The sequence below is a fragment of the Jiella pacifica genome (assembly GCF_010500815.1).
GTDB classification, from domain to species: Bacteria; Pseudomonadota; Alphaproteobacteria; order Rhizobiales; family Rhizobiaceae; genus Jiella; species Jiella pacifica.
This window is the reverse complement of the sequence record NZ_JAAAMG010000009.1, coordinates 150,070-164,111: the sequence shown is the minus strand read 5'-3', so window position 1 is coordinate 164,111 and position 14,042 is coordinate 150,070. Positions and strand designations below refer to the sequence as shown.

Below are 14,042 nucleotides of genomic sequence, written 5' to 3'. Positions count from 1 at the left end.
GTATGAGTCGCCGGGCCGCGGTTCAGCCGTCGTTGGCGGAGGAAAGATCCTCCGGCCGCGTGCCTTCCTGATGGGCGTGATGGATGAGTTCGACGACGCTCACCTCCGGACCGGGGAGGCCGGGCTCCAGCGGCTGGCTCGAAATGGCAACCGTCAGGGCGAGATCGTCGCGGGCAGCCTCGCGCAGCGCGGCGTTCAACATTTCGGCCGCGGCCTTCGCCCGAGCAAGGATGGTTTTCGGTGGGCCGGGGGGCGTTGCGTCGGTGGTTTCCATGGCCTCACTTTCGAACAAGCGCACCCGGAAGGCAAGCACCGGGAGGTTACCGGCCCTTTGCCGGGAAACGATCTCGGCCCCCTGACCGCCGCCTTCTTCAACTCGCCATGAATCACAGGCAAGAGGCGTGCGGGGCTTCAGACGTCTTCGACGACGCCGGTCAGGTGGCGTAGCGCCATCGGCGGTCGCAGGCGTCTTGGGTCATGACATTCGGAGATCCCATGCGAAAAATCCACCTGATCACCACGGCCACCGTCGCAGCGCTCCTGGCGACGACTGCGCTCGCCGGCGCCCAGTCCTCCCAAGCGGCCGCCCCGGCACCGGCGGCGAGCCGAGCCGGCGATGCGGCGGCTGCGGCCGAGCCGACGCGCACCGGCGACATCCGCTCGATCGTGCTCTTTTCGGGCGGCGTCGCCGAGATCGTCCGCTCGGCCGAGGTCTCCGGCGATGCGACGATCGGCATGGAGGTCCCGCTCGACCAGGTGAACGACGTCCTGAAGAGCCTCGTCGTCCGCAATCCCGGCGGCGGCGTCGGCCAGGTGTCGCTGGAGGGCTCGGTCAACGCGCAGGAGCTGTCGCGCGCCGCCTTGTTCACCCCCGCCGATCTCGATTCGCTGCCGCTGCTCCTGAACAGGCTGAAGGGCGCCAGGGTGCGCATCGAGGGCGACCGCTCGGTGACCGGGACCGTGCTCGGCATTTCCCAGCCGCCCGCGGGCGAAAGCGCCGAGAAGTCGCAACGGCCGGTCGCAATCGTGGCGGTTCTCGACGAGACCGGCTCCGTCCGCTCGCTGCCGGTCTTCGCCGACACGTCGGTCGAGATCCTCGACGCGGAGACCGCCGAGGAACTGCAGAAGGCCGTCGCCTCGCTGTCGCGCAGCCTGTCCGACGACAGCCGCCTCGTCTCCGTCAAGGTCGACGGGACCGGCACGCGGAACGTCGAGTTCGACTATGTCGTCGCGGCGCCGGTGTGGAAGTCCTCGCACCGACTGGTGCTCGGCAAGGACGGCAAGGGCCGGCTGCAGAGCTGGGCGGTGATCGAGAACGCCACCGGCGAGAACTGGAACGACGTCAAGGTCGCGTTGTCCTCGGGCTCGCCCGTGACGCTGCGCCAGAACCTGTTCGATCCGTTTTTCAAGGAACGGCCGGAAGTGCCTGTCTTCGTTGACAGGCAGTCGGTTCCGGACGCCGATCGCGGCGCCGTGCCGAGCCCGTCGGTGCAGCAGGCCAAGTCCTACCGCTCGGCCGATGGCGCCGCCGCTTTTGCCGACAATCTGATGGCCGCAGCGCCGATGCCGGAGGCCGCGGAGTTCGCGATCGGCGGCGCGAGCGAGGTCGGTGAGGCGGTCGAGGGCGACGTTTCCGTCACCTATCCGCTGCCGCAACCGGTGACGCTGGACGCCGGCTCGACGCTGTCCGTGCCGGTGGTCGACGCGGACGTTCCGGCCGAGCGGATCGCCGTGTTCACGCCGGGGCGCGGCGAGATCCATCCGACCGCCGCCGTTCAGCTCGACAACGAGACCGGCTCGGCCCTGCCGGCGGGGATCGTCACGGTCTACGACACCTCCGGCTATGTCGGCGATTCGACGCTTCTGCCGGTGCCGGCGGGTCAGGAGCGGCAGGTGCAGTTCGCCCTCGATCGCAAGCTGACCGTCAACACCACCGAAAACCCGCAGGAGCTCGTCAGCGAGCTGCGCGTCGTCGACGGGGTGCTGCGCTACAAGTCCATCCAGGAGCGCCGCACCGTCTATACGGCGGCGAACGCGGCCGAGGAGGAGCGCAAACTCGTCGTCAATCATCCCAAGCTGTCAGGCTGGGAGCTGATTGCCGAGGACGAGGTGGGCGAGACGGAAGACGCCTATCGCCTCGAAGCGGTGATCCCGGCGGGCGGCACCCACGACATCGCGGCGACCTATCGCTTCGTCCGCGACGAGGGCTTCGCGCTGGTCGATGCCAGCCAGTCCGAACTCCTGCGCTTCTCCAGCCAGTCGCGCGATCCGGCGCTTTCGGCCGACCTGAAGGCAATCGCCGAGATCCAGGGCGAAAAGACCGACCTCGACCGCAGGATCGACACCCTCAGCAACCAGAAGCAGGACATCTATGCCGCCCAGGACCGCATCCGCGAGAACGTCAAGGCGGTTGGGCCCGGGGATCTGCGCGACCGATATCTCGACGCGATGCGCGACCAGGAGGATCAGCTCAAGGCAATCGACCGGGAGATCGCGACGCTGAAGAGCCAGCGGGAAGACGTCGAGGCACGGCTGCGGGAGAAGATCCGGGCGATCTGAGCGGCTGCGGGCGAAGGTCGGTTCTCCTGCGGAGGGGGTGGCGCCTTCGCGCCCCCTCTGTCTTGCCGGACATCTTCCTTTTTTGGGGGAGATCGATATCGCCGCGGGGACTGCGCGAAACAGCGGATGTCGGGGTCGGCATCCGACGATACGAAAAAAACGCTCTGGCGCAGCAGCTGCATGATCTCCCCCCCTGTGGGGGAGATGGCTGCAGCCCGCAGGGGGGCTGCAGGGCGCTACCGTTGGCTGCAAGGCCAGTAAATTGGTATCGCCCGGAGGCGCATCACCCCCACAGTCGCGGGTCGGGCGGGGAGACCATCGAGCCGGCATAGGTGAGGGGATGCGGACGGTCTCGTGCCAGGAGCAGCGGGCCGTCGAGATCGACGATGTCGGCGGTCTGAGCGAGGAGGATGGCGGGCGCCATGGCCAGCGACGAACCGACCATGCAGCCGACCATCACGCCGAAGCCGCGTCGCCTCGCTTCGCGCGTCAGCCGCACCGCTTCGGTCAACCCGCCGGTCTTGTCGAGCTTGACGTTGACGTAGTCGTAAAGGCCGAGGAGATGGTCGAGGTCCTCGCCGACATGCAGGGATTCGTCGGCGCAGACCGGCACCGGATGGGGGATATCGGCGAGGATCGCGTCCTGGCCGGCGGGCAGCGGCTGCTCGACGAGAATGGCGCCGGCGGCCGCGGCGGCGAGGAGATGGTCCCGCAGATTGGCGTCCGTCCAGCCCTCGTTGGCGTCGAGGATCAGCCGCGCGCCCCTGGCTGCCGCATGCACCGCACGGATGCGCTCGCGATCGTCGGCGGTGCCGAGCTTGATCTTCAGAAGGTCGCGGCCGGAGGCTCTGGCGGCGCTGGCCATCGCGTCGGCGCTGTCGAGGCTGATCGTATAGGCGGTCTCGACCGGCCGCGGCGTCTGGCCGCAGACGATGGCCGAGACGCGCCCGCCGGTCGATTTCGCCTCGAGATCCCACAGCGCGCAGTCGAGGGCGTTGCGTGCCGCGCCGGCCGCGAGCGCGGCGCCGAGGCTGTCTCGCGAGCCGCCGCGCTCGATCAGATCGCGCATGCCTTCGATCTGGTCGCAGACGCTCTCGAGGCTTTCGCCGTAACGGGGATAGGGCACGCACTCGGCTCGGCCCCTGCCGTATTCGTCGGCAATTTCGCACGTCACCACCGCCGCCTCGGTCTTGACCCCGCGCGCGATCCGAAACGGCTCGCGCAGCGGAAAATGCTCCACTGTGACCGAAAGACGACGCGGCATGGTAAATGATCTCCTTCAGGATGGCTCCGGTTTATTCCCACGAAGGCCTGTGCCAGTGAAGGGGGTACCGCGACTTCGCCGGACGGGTCGCCGCGGATCTTCGGGGAAACCTCGGGGAACGGCGGCTCCCGGCGGCCGAAACGGATGCGGATCGAGGAACGATGCTGGAGGCTGCGAAGCCTGACGAGACCGCCGGGCGCGGTCGCCTGTCTGCCGTCAAGCCTGCTCTCGAAGGCGAGAAGCGGGACGGCGGCGTGCGGCTGGTCGCCAGCGGCGACTGGCTGGCCCGCACCATCGGGGCCATGGAGCCGCTGCTTGCCGAGACCGCCGGCTCCGATCTCGGCAAGCAGATCACCGTCGACTGCTCGAAGGTCGGCCGGATCGATACCGCCGGTGCCTTCGTCCTCGAACGGCTGTCGCGCGAGCTTTCGGCCGACGGGCGCACGGTCGACCTCGCCGGCATCTCGCAGCGGGACGAAGCGCTCTTCGACGCCGTGCGCGGAACGATGGACCGGGAAGTTCCGATCAGCAAGCCGCCGCACGTCTCTCCCCTGACGAGCTTTTTCGGCGCGATCGGCGGGGGGGTCTACGGGGTCCGCGACGAGGCCGTGGCGTGGCTCAACATCATCGGCGGGGCGATCTACGGGGCCGGCTACCGCCTGGCCGGGCGGAGCCGCAGCCGGCCGGCCGCCGTGTTCAACCAGCTCGACCAGATGGGGGTGAAGGCGATCCCCATCATTGTCCTCATCACCTTTCTTATCGGCGGCATCATCGCCCAGCAGGGCGCCTTCCAGCTGCGCCGATTCGGCGGCGAGGTCTATGCGGTCAATCTCGTCGGCATCCTGGTGCTGCGGGAAATCGGCGTGCTGCTTGCCGCGATCATGATCGCCGGCCGCTCGGGAAGCGCCATCACCGCCGAGATCGGCTCGATGAAGATGCGCGAGGAGATCGACGCGCTGCACGTCATCGGGCTGAACCCGATCGGCGTCCTGGTGTTTCCGCGTCTCGTCGCCCTGACCATCGCGCTGCCGCTGCTGACGGTCCTCGCCAATCTGTCGGCGCTGCTCGGCGGCATGCTGACGCTGAAGCTCTACTCCGACATCTCCTTCGCCAACTACATGCAGGGAATCCAGAACAGCGTCGATTTGTTCACTGTCTTTTCCGGCCTGATCAAGGCACCCTTCATGGCGATCGTCATCGGCATCGTCGGCGCCCTCGAGGGAATGAAGGTGGGCGGCAGTGCCGAGAGCCTCGGCCTTCACGTCACCGCGTCCGTGGTCAAGGCGATCTTCCTCGTCATCGTCATGGATGGCCTGTTCGCGATCTTCTACGCCTCGATGGGACTTTGACCTGGTGACACTCGACACTGCGGCTGCGAACGGAGAAGCTGCGGCGAAGGCCGCATCATCGGCGCCGGAAGCGGCGGACGAGGACGTTTTGATCCGCGCCCGCGGCGTCAACGTTTCCTTCGGCCGCAAGAAGATCCTCGAAAACCTGTCGCTCGACGTCCGGCGCGGCGAGATCCTCGGCTTCGTCGGCCCGTCCGGCGCCGGCAAGTCGGTGCTTCTGCGCACCATTCTCGGCCTCAATCCCAAGCAAGGCGGTACGATCGAGGTCTTCGGCATCGACTATCACCAGGCGAGCGAGCGCGAGAAGCTCTCGGTGGAGCGGCGCTGGGGCGTCCTGTTCCAGCAGGGCGCACTGTTCTCGGCCCTGACGGTCGCCGAGAACATCGAAGTGCCGATGCGCGAGTATCTCGACCTGTCGCCCAAGCTGATGCGCGAATTGACCCGGCTGAAGATCGATCTCGTCGGTCTCGCCCCGGACGCGGCCGACAAGTATCCCTCCGAGCTCTCCGGCGGCATGATCAAGCGCGCCGGGCTGGCGCGGGCGCTGGCCCTCGATCCGGAGATCGTCTTCCTCGACGAACCGACCTCCGGCCTCGATCCGATCGGCGCGGCCGATTTCGACCAGTTGATCATGACGCTGCGCGACACGCTGGGTCTCAGCGTCTACATGGTGACCCACGATCTCGACAGCCTGTTCCAGGCCTGCGACCGCATTGCCGTGCTCGGCGACAGGAAGGTGCTGGTGGAAGGCCCGTTGTCTCAGATGCTGCAGTCCGATCACCCCTGGGTGAGATCCTATTTCCACGGCAAGCGCGCCCGCACCATCGTCACCGACGACGCGACACCGGCGCAGCCGATGCCCTCCGATGGAGCCGCCTGATGGAAACCAAAGCCAACTACGTCCGCGTCGGCATCTTCACGCTCCTCGTCCTCGCGCTGGCGGTGGGCTTCACCTATTGGAGCGTCTTCGCCTCAAGCGGCGACAACCGTGTGCCGCTGCTGGTCAGGATCGATGGGTCGGTGACCGGGCTCCAGCAGGGCAGCCAGGTCCTCTTCAACGGCCTGCCGGTCGGCCAAGTGACCTCGCTCAGGATCGACAACAACAATCCGAGCGTCGTCATCGCCACCACGATGGTGGACCCGTCGATCCCGATCAAGGAGAACACCCAGGCCAATATCGGCTTCCAGGGCCTCACGGGTTACGCCTTCATCGAGCTGAAGGGCGGCGATCCTTCGGGCGACAATCTCATCGACGAAGCCCGCCAGCAGGGTGTCACCCCGGTCATCCGCGCCAATCCCTCGGATGTGACGGACATCCTGGCGACGGCGCGCGACATCGCCGACCGGGCGAACACGATTCTCGGCGAGTTCGAGAGCATCGTGAAGGGCGCCGCTCCGGGCGTCCAGACCACCGTCGCCAACGTCGCCAAGACGTCGGAGAACGTCGAGACCTTCACCGCCGCGCTCGCCCGCAACACCGACAACATCGATTCCTTCGTCGACAGCCTGTCGGCCCTGACCGTCAGCGCGCGCAACGTCGCCGACGCCTTGCCCGGTGCGATCCAGCGGGCCCAGGATATCCTCGCAGCCGTCAACACCGACGAGGTCGGCCAGATCGTCGACAACGTCACGGCCGTGACTGCGAACTTCCGCGCCCAGTCCGACCGGATCGGCGAGGTCGTCGATTCGGTCCAGGCAGCGGCGAACGGCGTCGGCACGGTCGGCGACGTCATCACCCGCAATGCCGATGGGATCGACCAGTTCATCGGCGCGCTCGGTCCCTTCGCCGATACGGCGACGACCGTCGCGAACCAGCTCGGCACGACGCTCCAGAGCGCCGATCGGGTGATCGCCGCGGTCGATCCGCAGAAGGTGTCGACCACCCTCGACGGCGTCTCGACCACGGCGACGAACGTCGCGGCGCTGAGCCAGCGGCTGAGCGACCAGTCCGGCGCCATCGACACGATCATGCAGGGCGCGTCGAACGCCGTCGCCAATGTCGAGACCGTCACCAAGACCGTCGCCGACCGGCGCGAGGATCTCGACCGGACGCTGGCCAATCTGGCGCCGCTCTCCGACACGGCGAACCGGGTCGCCAACCGTCTCGACGTGACGCTGCAGAACGCCGATCGGGTGGTCGCCTCGATCGACCCGGAGAAAGTCACCTCGGCGATCGATTCCTTCTCCTCGGTCGCCAGCAACGCCGCGTCGATCACCGAGACGGTGAACCAGCAGAAGGAGGCGATCTCCTCGGCGATCAGCGGGCTTTCGAACTCGGCCCAGAACGTCAACCGGATCACCACGACCGTCGCCCAGCGCTCGGACGACATCGACGCGCTGCTCGCCAATCTCGGGCCGGTTTCCGATCAGGTCGGCCAGGCGGCGACGACCCTGAACCAGACGCTCGACTCGGCCAACAAGGTGGTTGCGGCGGTCGATCCCGCAAAGGTTTCCGCGACGCTGGACCAGGTTTCCAGCGCGGCGACCGACGTCGCCTCGATCACCCGGACGGTCGATCAGCAGAAGGAGGCGATTTCCTCGGCGATCAGCGGCTTTGCCAACTCGGCTCAGAACGTCAACCAGATCACCACGACCGTCGCCCAGCGGGTCGACGCCATCGACCAGCTGCTCGCCAGCCTCGGCCCGATCAGCGCCAATGTCACCGAAGCCTCGACCAAGCTGAACTCGACGCTCGACAGCGCCAAGGGAATGGTCGATTCGGTCGACACGGCGATGATCAACAAGTCGATCGACAACGTCGGCGCCATTACCGACGCAGTGCGCGAGAAGACGCCGGAAATCCAGTCGATCGTCGATCGGGTCAATTCGGCGGTTCTCACCATCGACGGCGCGGTCAAGGGCTTTTCCGAGACGCGGGCGCAGCTCGACACGCTGCTCGCCAGCATCGACCCCGGCAAGGTCAACCAGGCGGTGGAGAACGTCTCGGCGGCGACCGACAACGTCGCCAAGGCGGCCGATTCGATCGCCGGCGTCGCCAACGACATCGGCGAGAAGCGGCCGCAGATCGACAGCATCATCGAGAACGTCCAGGCGACCAGCGAGAGCCTGAAAACCGCCTCGGCGAAGATCGACGGGGTGCTGAATTCGATCGACGGCGTCTTCGCCGGCGCCGGCAACGGACAGCAGCTCGGATCCGACCTTTCCGGCGCGTTGCAGTCGGTGCGCGGGGCGGCGCAGTCGATCCAGGAGCAGGTGACCCCGATCTCGGCCAACCTGCAGCGCTTCTCCAGCCAGGGTCTGCAGCAGTTTCAGTCGCTGATGCGCTCGGTCGACCGGACGGTGAACCGGATCGACGATGCCGTCACCGACTTCTCCAACAATCCGAGCCGCATCCTCTATGGCGGCGACGACGTGAAGCAGTTCGACGGACGGACGCGGCGGTAGCAGGCCCTCGGGTCCGCCAGCCTCGGCGCTCGGACCTCGATCAAACGCTGCGTCCGGCGGTGGGTTTGTGGCAATCTCGTCCCGCCGCGGAAGTTTGTGCTGGAGCCGCCCGGCCGCGGCGATCGGTGCGATTGACAGCCCCGGTTGCGGATGCAAGCAACGGAATAGCCTGCACAACCGGCAGGCTTCCAGGTGCATGACGGACGACGATGCCGCCGCGCCGTTGGAAGAGGGACGATCGCGACGATGACCGCCGTGAAGCTACCGATGATTGCCGCATTCGTGGCAGCACTGCTCGCCGGCTGCACGTCGGTGCCGCCTGACACGTTCGAGATCGCCTCTCCAACCAACGTCTCCGTCCAGAGCGGCAGCCGCGCGCAGCTGCTCATCCCCGAACCGACCGCGATCAAGACGCTCGACAGCGAAAAGATCGTCGTCAAGACCGCGCCTTATGCGATCGAATATCTCGCGCAGAGCCAGTGGAGCGACCGGCTGCCGCGCATGGTGCAGCTGCGGCTTCTGCAGGCCTTCGAGAACACCGGCCGGATCGGCGCCGTCGGCGTGCCGGGCCAGGGGCTGGCGATCGACTATCAGCTGATCATGGAGATCCGCCGCTTCGAGATCGAAACGGCAGGCGCTGCGACGGCGCGGATCGACATTTCGGTGAAGGCCCTCAACGACCGCACCGGCAGCGTCCGGCAAACGAAGATCTTCTCCGCCGCCGCGCCGGTCGGCGGCGCCGGCAATTCGGCCTATGTGGCGGCGCTCAACCGGGCCTTCGACCAGATCTCGGGTGAGATCGTCACCTGGACGCTCGGGCTGATCTGATCTGGCAGAGGCGTGCGGCGGTCGTTGGGCTCGCTCTCGCTGGCCGCGCGGTCGCGGCGGTCATACCGCCATCCCTGACGCCAGGCGTTCGGCCCGGCGCATCGACGCCGCAGAGTTGGCGCAAGCATCCCCGCTTCGTCATCCCGGGCTTGACCCGGGACCCATTCCAAATCGGTGACGGCGTTTCGCCTGCCGTTGCCAATGCACTGTATTCTGAGGCGAAATGCCGCTTCCACGCAGAGGAATGGATCCGGCTCGGTGGCCGGGATGACGAAGCTTCAGGCGTCGCGATCATTCTTGCAGGCGGCGCCCTTTCGAGCCGATCCCCGGCGGCATCTGCGCGGATGCGCTCCGGCATCTTCCTATGGTCCCCGAGCGAGCCGGGTCGTCGAACGGCGGACGCTCGCCACGGCCGTCTCGACGTCCTGCCAGGCGGGACGGGAGCGGGCGAACTGGCTGCGGACGTAGCGGACGAGTTCGGCGATCTGCCGGTCCGTGAAGGTGTCGGCAAAGCCTGGCATGGCGCTGTGCGCGCCGCTTTTCGCCGGCTCGACGCCGGAGAGAACCACCTGGATCAGATTGTCCGGCTGCTCGGCATGGAGGGCACTCGTCAGGGCGAGCGGCGTGCCGGCATTGAACAGCGCGCCCTGCGCTTCGCTGCGGTGGCAGACGGCGCAGGCGCCGTCATAGAGCCTGGCACCGACGCTGCGGGCCGGCCGGATGTCCGCCTCGCTCTCGGCGACGAGTTTTTCCGCCAACGCCGTGCCGTCGATCCCGGGCGCGGTTTCGCGACGAGCTGAGAGATAGACGGACATCGCCCGGATGTCGGCGTCCGGCAATTCGGCGAGCGACGCGACGACGGGCGCCATCGGCCCGGCGGCGGCGCCATGTTCGGCGGAGCGGCCGGTCCTCAGATAGGCGTAGAGCGCGTCTTCGGTCCAAGGCACCGGGGCATCGCTCACTTTGCCGAGGGCCGGCGCCTGCCAGCCGTCGACGAAGCCGCCGGCAAGATGCGCTGCGCCGCGCTTTTCCGCGCCCAGCGCATTCCTCGGCGAGTGGCAGGCGCTGCAATGGCCGAGCCCTTCGACGAGATAGGCGCCGCGGTTCCATTCGGCGCTGTGCGCGGGATCGGGCACGAAGGGTTGAGCCTTGTGGAACAGCGTGTTCCAGCCGGCCATCAGCGCGCGGATATTGAACGGGAAGGCGAGGGTCGTCTTCGGCGTTTCGGCGCGCACCGGCGGCTGCGCCATCAGATGCGCGTAGAGCGCATGGAGGTCGGCTTCGGAGGTTTTGGCGAAGGACGTGTAGGGGAAGGCCGGATAGAGATGCCGGCCGTCGCGGGAGACGCCTTCGCGCATCGCCCTCGCAAATGCCGGATAGGACCAAGCGCCGATGCCGGTTTCCGCGTCCGGCGTGATGTTGGTGGAATAGACGGTGCCGAAGGGGGTCTCAATCGCCCGGCCGCCGGCATTGGTCGCGCCGCCAGTGGCGGTATGGCAGACGGCGCAGTCGCCGAGGGCGGCGAGGAGGCGGCCGCGCTCCAAGGTTTCGGCGGAATAGACGGAGGAGCTTGGCGGCGCGACCGGGGCGATCGGCGCCCGCAGCGTTAGGCCGATGGCGGCGGTGCCGAGCGTCGCGGCAAGGCCGGCAGCAAGCGGCGCGGCCAGCCGGCGCCAGAGTTTTGGGCGCGCGGGAGGGGCCGAAGCCGCTGGCCGATCTGATGGATGGCCGCCGAGTTTCGCAGCTTTGGGCTTCGCGTCTGCAGCCGCATTGAGGCCGGCCTTGATCCTCTCCGGCGTGAAGGGCAGTTCGCGGAACCTCACGCCGGTCGCGTCGAAGATCGCATTGGCGATGGCCGCGGCGCTCGGGACAGAGGCCGACTCGCCGACGCCGAGCGGCGGCTCGGCAGGTCGTGGCAGCATCAGGACTTCGACGTCCGGCACCTCCGGGAAGTTGGCGATCGGATAGCTGCCCCAGTCGCGGCTTTCGACGGTGGAGTTCTGGAACGACACCTCTTCCTTCAGCACCCGGCTCGCCGACTGGACGACATTGCCGTGGATCTGATGCTGAACGCCGGCGGGGTTGATCATCATGCCGGCATCGTGGCCGACGACGACCCGCTCCAGCGCCACCTCGCCGGTCCGCCTGTCGACCGCCACCTCGGCGATCCAGGCGGCATGGGCGGCGGCCGTGCCGGGAAAGGTGCCGTGGACATAGACGGCATAGGCAAAGCCCTGGCCGTAGAGCGTCTCGCCGTCGCCCCTGCCGTTGCTCGTGCGGCGAGGCCCCGTCCGCTCGACCCAATTACCACGCTCCGCCGTCGCCCTGACGAGGTCGGCGGCGCGGGGATCCTTCAGATGCTTCAGCCGGAAGGCGACCGGATCGACGCCGGCCTCGGTGGCGAGCTCGTCGATGTAGCTTTCGTGGGCGAAGGAGTTCGGCATCGCGGAGACGCCGCGCATCCAGGAGGCGCGGACGATCGGCGCCATGTCGTGGACGCGGATGCGTTCAGTTTCATAATGGTAGGGCGGGATCGCGGTGCGGTCGCCCATGTCGGACGGTTGCGGGTCCGGCGGGATCGCGCCGGTGAGAAGCAGCGCGAGGTTCGGCCCGCGATTGGAGGGATAGCGGGTCTGGAAATCGTAGGCGGCGAGATCGCCGTCCTCGCCGAGACCGCCGTCGATGTCGATCAGCTGCGCCGCGCCCTTGGGCTCCCAGGCATGTTCCTGCTCGCGGGTGAGCTGCACGCGGACGGGGCGGCCGATGGCGCGGGACAAAAGCGCGGCATCGGCGCTGACGTCGTCGGCACAGTTGCGACCGTAGCAGCCGGCCGCTTCGTGCCGGCGGATGTCGATCGATTCGGGGCGCATGTCGAGGAGCCGGGCGAGGTCGCCGCGCAGCATGTGCGGGTTCTGGGTGCCGGACCACAGCGTCAGGAAATCGCCTCTGAAATCCGCCACTGCGCAGGAGGGGCCGATCGAGGCATGCATCTGATAGGGCCAGACATAGCGCCGGGTGAGCCGGGTGGCGGCGCCTTCGAGGGCGACGTCGACGTCGCCGATCTCGGACAGCGTGCGCGGCTTGCCCGGGTGGTTCTGCAGCGTCTCGGCGAGATCGTCCAGATCCGGCAGCGGCGGCGGGACGGCCCATTCGAGCTTCAGCAGACGGGCAGCTTCCCCCGCCTGTTCCTCGCGCTCGCAAATCACGCCGACGAAATCGCCGATGACGAGGAGATCGACGAAACCCGGCAGCCCGGCGACGGAGGCGCGATCGACGGCGATCAGGCTCTTGCCGATGAAGTCGCCACTGTCTCGCCCGGCATAGGGCGGGCGGACGACGCGGCCGTGCAGCATGCCGGGCACGCGGACGTCGTGGATATAGATCGCGCGGCCTGATGCCTTGTCCGGTATGTCGACGCGCGGCAGCGAGGTGCCGACCAGCCGGTAGGTTTCCGGCGACTTGACCGGGGCGCGCTCGTCCAGCGCCACCCGGATCGTCTCGCCGGCGAGGAGTTCGCCGAAGCCGAGCCGGCGGTTGCTGGCCGGCGCGAAGACGAGGCCGTCGTCGATCCGCAGCTCTTCAGGCGAAACGTCGAGGATCGCGGCGGCGCGAGCGAGCAGCAGTTGCCGCGCCGTCGCGGCCGCCCGGCGCAGCGGCACAGCCGCGACCTGGATCGTCTCGCTGGCGATCGTCGGGCCCTGGTCCGGCGTGCGCGCCGTGTCGCCGAGCACCATTGCGACGCGGTCGGCGGGGACGTCCAGCTCCTCGGCGACGATCTGGGCGAGGGCGGTGGCAATGCCGGTGCCGAGATCGACATGGCCGTTGTAGCCGGTGACATGGCCGTCGGCATGGAGAACGAGGAAGGTTTCAGAGGCGCCATTCGCCGACGCGCGTTCGACGGTGAGGCTCCCACCCTCCGAGGCCGGGTTCCGCTCGTCCTTCATCGGGCGGGACTTTCGAGCTGAGCCTTGCAGGATGAGCCGGTCTCGCCAACGCTTCGCGAGCCGCGGCATCCGCGATGACGGTTAGCGGCGGCATTTGAAGCTTCGTCATTCTCGGGCCCCGTCCCTACAAGATTCACACATCTCAGCGAGGCTACATTGGTAAGCCGGTGCCAAGTGATCTTACCGTTGAAGGGGGCGGCGAAACCTCGCAGCTTCGTCATTCTCGGGCCCCGTCCCGAGAATCCAGGGGCAGCAGCCCCGACGTCTGCCGCTTGCGCCTTCCGCAGCTGAAGCGAACTGTGCCCGACGATCTCTGGATTCTCGGGACGGGGCCCGAGAATGACGAAGCGTTGAGGCTGGCGCCTCCAGTTTCTGCCCCCCGCCTCTCGAGCTTCCTTCGCAAGGCACTGTCTTGGCATGGCTTTTTGCGTCATGTGAATGCTGTAGAGCCCCGTCCCGAGGATCCAGGGGCGGTTGCCGCAATATCGCCCGCCTCCGCCTTCTGCGGCTGAAGCGGAACGCGCCCGACGATTCCTGGATTCTCGGGACGGAGCCCGAGAATGACGAAGCTGCGGAGTTTCGCCACCACCCGTCAACGGTGACACCGATCGGTGCCGGTCTCTCCATGAGGCCGATCTGAGACGTGTGGATTTCGCAGGGACGGCCCAAGAGAATGACGAAGCGTCGAGGCTG

At 67.6% G+C, this 14,042-nt stretch carries 8 protein-coding genes; 5 read left to right on the top strand and 3 right to left on the bottom strand.

Translation table 11 applies throughout. The features are described 5' to 3' along the window. Positions 1-22: 22 nt before the first annotated feature. On the bottom strand, positions 23-274 hold the full coding sequence (locus GTK09_RS13015; protein WP_163463600.1) for a hypothetical protein: 252 nt from the start codon (positions 272-274) through the stop codon (positions 23-25). A 221-nt stretch (positions 275-495) separates the two neighbouring features. Here GTK09_RS13015 and GTK09_RS13010 point away from each other — a divergent pair, with 221 nt between their 5' ends. After that, on the top strand, positions 496-2,559 hold the full coding sequence (locus GTK09_RS13010; RefSeq protein WP_163463599.1) for a DUF4139 domain-containing protein: 2,064 nt from the start codon (positions 496-498) through the stop codon (positions 2,557-2,559). A gap of 283 nt (positions 2,560-2,842) precedes the next feature. On the opposite strand, the gene dgcA is transcribed toward GTK09_RS13010, so the two are convergent. Further along, positions 2,843-3,823 carry an N-acetyl-D-Glu racemase DgcA gene (gene dgcA, locus GTK09_RS13005; protein WP_163463598.1) on the bottom strand — a complete coding sequence of 327 codons (981 nt, stop codon included), beginning with the start codon at positions 3,821-3,823 and terminating at the stop codon, positions 2,843-2,845. Between the two features lie 161 nt (positions 3,824-3,984). On the opposite strand from dgcA, the gene GTK09_RS13000 reads away from it, so the two are divergent. From GTK09_RS13000 to GTK09_RS12985, 4 genes are all read left to right on the top strand, one after another. Further along, on the top strand, positions 3,985-5,172 hold the full coding sequence (locus GTK09_RS13000; RefSeq protein ID WP_163463597.1) for an ABC transporter permease: 1,188 nt from the start codon (positions 3,985-3,987) through the stop codon (positions 5,170-5,172). Between the two features lie 88 nt (positions 5,173-5,260). After that, complete coding sequence (locus GTK09_RS12995) at positions 5,261-6,052, top strand: ABC transporter ATP-binding protein (RefSeq protein ID WP_246217892.1); 792 nt, start codon at positions 5,261-5,263, stop codon at positions 6,050-6,052. Then, positions 6,052-8,577 carry an MlaD family protein gene (locus GTK09_RS12990; RefSeq protein ID WP_163463595.1) on the top strand — a complete coding sequence of 842 codons (2,526 nt, stop codon included), beginning with the start codon at positions 6,052-6,054 and terminating at the stop codon, positions 8,575-8,577. The genes GTK09_RS12995 and GTK09_RS12990 overlap by 1 nt, the downstream gene beginning before the upstream one ends. A gap of 246 nt (positions 8,578-8,823) precedes the next feature. After that, positions 8,824-9,405 carry an ABC-type transport auxiliary lipoprotein family protein gene (locus GTK09_RS12985; RefSeq protein ID WP_163463594.1) on the top strand — a complete coding sequence of 194 codons (582 nt, stop codon included), beginning with the start codon at positions 8,824-8,826 and terminating at the stop codon, positions 9,403-9,405. 362 nt (positions 9,406-9,767) lie between these two features. Here GTK09_RS12985 and GTK09_RS12980 read toward each other — a convergent pair whose 3' ends face one another. Then, a complete protein-coding gene (locus tag GTK09_RS12980; protein ID WP_163463593.1) occupies positions 9,768-13,349 on the bottom strand; it encodes a molybdopterin cofactor-binding domain-containing protein in 3,582 nt (1,193 codons plus the stop codon). Positions 13,350-14,042 lie beyond the last annotated feature (693 nt).